General features: G+C 31.1%; 3 protein-coding genes. All 3 read right to left on the reverse strand.

Annotated elements, in window-relative coordinates:
- Window positions 1-943: 943 nt before the first annotated feature.
- Window positions 944-1,819, reverse strand: a complete 876-nt coding sequence (locus tag AB1Z17_RS05835) for a family 16 glycosylhydrolase (RefSeq protein ID WP_368050857.1) — start codon at window positions 1,817-1,819, stop codon at window positions 944-946.
- 17 nt (window positions 1,820-1,836) lie between these two features.
- The gene (locus AB1Z17_RS05840) at window positions 1,837-2,538 is read right to left on the reverse strand and encodes a hypothetical protein (RefSeq protein WP_368050858.1); all 702 of its coding nucleotides are present in this window, start codon (window positions 2,536-2,538) and stop codon (window positions 1,837-1,839) included.
- Between the two features lie 11 nt (window positions 2,539-2,549).
- On the reverse strand, window positions 2,550-5,288 hold a 2,739-nt coding region (locus AB1Z17_RS05845), incomplete at its 5' end, for a carbohydrate-binding protein (protein WP_368050859.1).

Here is a 5,288-nt window from a genome sequence, read left to right on the forward strand (position 1 = left end):
ATTTTATGATTAAAATAGCATCTATATTGTATAAAATAAGAGAAAATACAGGTGTTTAAAATTAAATTAATAGTCTTAATAAAAAGTTAATATTTTTCACTCCAAGGTTATAGTAAGCCAAATGTTGTGGTAATGTTGAGGTATTTTTTTTTATTGTAGCAGTGCTAAAATCTTTAAAATACATACAACAAGACTCTTTTTAAAATCTAGGGTTATTTTTTAATTAATTATATACTGAAAAATTTAGTAGACTAGGCAATGGATTGAGAGATTTAAGGCTCTGGAAATCATAAATTGAACGAATAAAATCTGGATGTCCAATACTACTTAACAAACAATTAAAGATTACATAATGCAATAAACTTTTTTATTCACTAGTTTCCTAAAAAAAGTATTGATTTAGCTAAGAGGTATAGTTTAAAATACTTAAGGCTCTAATAGGATTGCTTGAAAAAGGGCTTTTAGCAAGAATGTATTATTAGAAGTGATTTTTTATTCTTAATAGGTGTTCTAAGTGATATTACGCAGCAATATTCTAAAAAACATAAAGGAATGTAAAACAAAGCATTGGTAGTACTCTTTAATACATCAAGAATCCCTTAATTTAAAATAGACGAGCTAAAGATAATTATAAGGGTATAGTAATAGCTGTAAACTTTTTTAAAAAAGTGGTTGGTGCATAAAACATAATAAAGACTAAAAAAATCATGCTGAATTTCCTGTTTTTTCTTTATTTAGATATAAAATTAGTATCGTAGATGAAGAATTTGTTTCTATTTAGGGGGAAAATTATTAATGAATTTTAAATTAATAAAAACAAAAAACTCAGGATTGAATTCAATCCTGAGTTTTTATTAAACTTCTATTCTTTTAGAATTAGTGTCCTATTACACTATTCAAAAGTTTTATTAAATGGTTTATATTTCAAAAATATTACTCATAATTATTCTTGATATTCGTGTTTTACCCAATCCACTTCCATAACCCATTCACCTTGCATTGGTGAGTCAGTAATTTTGGCATAATTTAAAATAGCAAACATCGGTTCTGGATATTTATCACCTTGCCCAACATTACGATACACTTCTCTATTATCTACACGGTACACTAAGTCACTTCCTTCCCATTCTACCGAGAATTCGTGATATTCTTCTAAATTTGTTTCTATACCTTTGCGTAAACTCCACCAATCTCCTTTATCACACTCACCTAAACTTTTTATGGCGCCAGTTGTAAATTGGTTCTTTTCATGATCTCCATGATGTTCAAAAATATCAATCTCACCAGATCCAGTTAATGGCCAGCAGACATTTTCATTAGCTTCTTGTACAGGAGGTTCATTATTTTGTGCTCCTAGTAGCCACCAAGCGGGAAACATACTAGGTTCTCCACTTCCCCACAGTTTTAATCTTGCGGTCCATTTCCCTTTTATAAACTCTTTTCTATTTTTTGATGCAATTCTACCAGCAACATATTCAGTATCTGGCTGTTGATTCCCATGTTTATCAAAATTATCACTGGCACTTTTCTCACCAATATTAATAACCTTTAACTTTAATGTGCCATTACTTACTTCCCTAGTACCATACTCGTTATCAGGAACATAACGTTGCTTTTCATTATTAACCCAAATTCTTTGGTCCTGCCAATTTTCCGGATTAAAAGTATCAAAATCATCAAAGAAATCTACTTTCCAAACATTAGATACTGCAGTTATATTTGAATCATCTTTTTTATCTTTTGATTTACACGATACTAAACTTGCTCCTATTATCAAGCCACTTAACAGATAGTAATAAATTGTTTTTGCCTTATCCATTTTAATAATAATTTTAGTTAGTCTGATTTAAAATTCCAAATTTGACCTATTGCTGAACCACCTTTGTCATCTTTTACCACTACTTTCCAATAATAATTTGTTGAAGTAGCTAAATCAACTGTTACATTAGGTTCACTTATATTCTCAGCCGCTTTTGATGTTGGCGGATTATTTGTTCCAAAATAAACATCAAATAGTAAAAGGTCTCCATCCGTATCACTTGCTGTCCATTCTAATTTAACTGAATTTGTTTGAACAATTTCATTTAAAGTTGGAGCAACAATACTCGGTAAAAAAGGAACATAGTTTGACTTTCCATCACCTTCTGTATAAAATTGAAAACTGCTTGAGTAATCACTTGAAGCGTTTTTACTATCAATAGCTTTCACTCTCCAATAATAAGCAATACCTCTTTCTAAAGATATTTGTACGCTGGTAGCACTCAAATTATCTCTTGTTTCAACATTTTCTAAAAATTGATTGTCCGTGGCTATCTGTAATTGATACTTGATAGCATCACCTTCAGCATCCGTAGAAGCACTCCATTCAAACATTACCGAATTATCAATACAAAGCAAATTATTTATTGGTTTTGAATTTAATGGATTACTAGGTTTCGTATTTACTGGTTCTGGTGTTGGTCCATCATCTCCTCCAGAACCTCCACATGAACTTAAACTAACACCTAATACAATAACTAAATACAATATTTTTTTCATTTTAAAAATCTTTACTCTTTAATTAATTTTAATGTTTTTGTGTCCTCAGCATTTACTTTTATAAAATAAACTCCATTTGGTTTTCCTGAAAGATTTATCTTTGTTTTTGTTGAGTTTATTCCCTCCGTTTTTTCTAATACCAATTGACCCAACATATTATAAACTTCTATTATTGTTAACTTACTAGAATTAGGAATAGCTATTTCAAACTGACCTTTTGTAGGGTTAGGATATGCGACAACTTCATCGAATAAAACCAAGCGTTTTTTATAAGATCCTTCACATAATTTTGCCGATTTCACTTCTAATAAATCACTTTGTTTTACATCAATTTCAAATGAATTTGACATTGTTTCAAAAACTTTAAATCCGTTTAAGAAAACTTGATATGGAGCGGTACCTTTTTCAATCTCTATAATTGCTTTTCTACCAGAAACACTTGATTTTGCTTTAAATTCAAATCCTTTTAAAACTTCTAAAGTAAAACATTGTTCATATGTTTCGTCTTCAACAGTAAAACATAATGTATAAATCCCCGGCTTTAAAGGGGAAAGTGATATTCCTGTTGTAAAAGATCTCTTAATTCCATTTAAATTTAATTGGTAATTATTGGTTTCAACAGTCGTAATTTCGATTTTCCCATTTTCTTCTCCAGGGCAGGATTCTCCTATAACTTTAATACCGAAATTATTTGCTGGTAACGAAAATATTGCACAACCATTAGCGTCAACTACAGCGCCCGTTGCTGTGTTTGGACAATCATCATTTTCATTTAAAATTCCATCTCCATCTAAATCATTGTTCACAGCTAATTGTTCAAACAGCATCCAGTTCATATTAAATCCGCCTTTTAAAATTTTTAAACGCAATCTATTAATTCCTGCAGGTATATTTAAATTCCCTGAAACTGTTTGCCAAGTCTGCCACCCACTTGTTTGAGGTGTATTTATTTTTAACAATTCATTCTCTGTTCCATTGTCATCAACCAAATACAAGCCAATTTCACCAACATCAAAACCCGCAAATCTTAAATCCACCTTATAACTTGCATCTATTGCAGCATAAATTATATAATCAGCAAAATCTCCTCCATCAGTGTATCCAATATTTTTACCTCCTCCTTCATCTGTTGTATTTTCAACACCCAATCCTTCCATTTCAATGAAATCTTCAACTTCTATTTTTCCAGGTAAAATAAACAGTGATTCAAGTGTATTTCTAATTTCTATATCTGAAAATGTGTTTAATAATTTTCCTGTACCAGACAAAATTACAGATCCATTATAACTCACTTTAATAGCGTCAGTATAAACTAACGTTTTATTTGTATTGATAATAATACTTCTGTTATTATTTAAATCAAACGCAATAGAAGCTATAGATTCTTCAATTCCATTAACTATTAGTTTAAAAAAGTCTTTCGAACTATTTAATGACGATTCTAACAGCGATTGATTGACCACAAGTGCTACTGAATTATTAGTAACAGTATGTCCGTTTAAAGCCTTAAAATCAGCTGATGAAATGTCTCCTGTTTTTGTAAATTCTATACTGCTTAAGTTAAATTCACCTTCCGAATCAAATCTAAAAGTTAATACGTGTGTCCCTTGTTCTAATAAAATGTCATTTACTTCAAAAGTTTTGAAAGCTTCCCAACCTCCAGTTGCATTTACAAATTGAGTTGTTGTTATCTCCTGACCATCAAGTGCTAAATGAAACTCACCTCCATTACTTTGGGCTGCTAAACGAACACCTGCTTTATATGTTCCCGTTTCATTTATGGTAACTGTATAGTTCATCCATTCGTCTTTTTTTACAAAGCCCACTTGATAGCCATTGTTATTTACATTGTCCGTGCTTGTTTGAATGTCTATTGCATCGTTTCTATAAACCCAACCATCATTCCAAGCTTGAAATGAGCCAGTAGATTGCGCATAATTTGCATAATCTTGATCAAAATAAGCATAACCATTTTTCCCTAAATCAAAATCAGACATATAAATAATTCCAGGAATTGTATGATTACTATATGGAATTGTTGCATCTGTTGCAACTTGTCTTATCATAGCATCAGGCACATCTTTTTGAAAATTGCAATTTACACTATTGGTATTGTTTGCCAATTCCATAATAGCGGCATAAGCTTCATTCACTGAAGGCTTAGATCCATTTCCTTTCCAATACTCAAGTATATTTTTATATCCCTCTGTAAATTTTATAGAATATGGACCAACAATAGTTTCCACTCTTTTCATTGGCCACCAAGACCAACCAATATTATTATCCTCAAAAAGTGATATCGCTTCTGTAAACCACACATTTGAGTTTTCACCAGCTTCACCCATCCACAATGGTACATTTTGTTGTTCCCGCAAATCTAACACCCATTGTATAGAACCTGTATCATTTTTACTCCAATATTTATGGAAACTATAAACCATATTATCGTCCCATGTAGGAGTTATTCCTGTAAAATTATTTGCCCAATCGTGCCCTTCTATAAACAGGATGTGATTTGTATCTACCTCGCGTATTGTATTGGTAATTTCTATATAAAATTGTTTTAATTGAACACCTGTTACGTGATCTCCATTTACTTCATTCAATAAATCATAACCACCAATCCACGGCTCATCTTTATATCTTTCAGCTAACTTTCTCCATAAAGCAACTGTTTTATTTTTATTTTCCTGACTTTGCCATAAAGATGGTTTTGTATCATCATAATCAGAAATTGCCGCATTGGTACC

The sequence above is a fragment of the Lutibacter sp. genome, assembly GCF_040883305.1.
Lineage (GTDB): Bacteria > Bacteroidota > Bacteroidia > Flavobacteriales > Flavobacteriaceae > Lutibacter.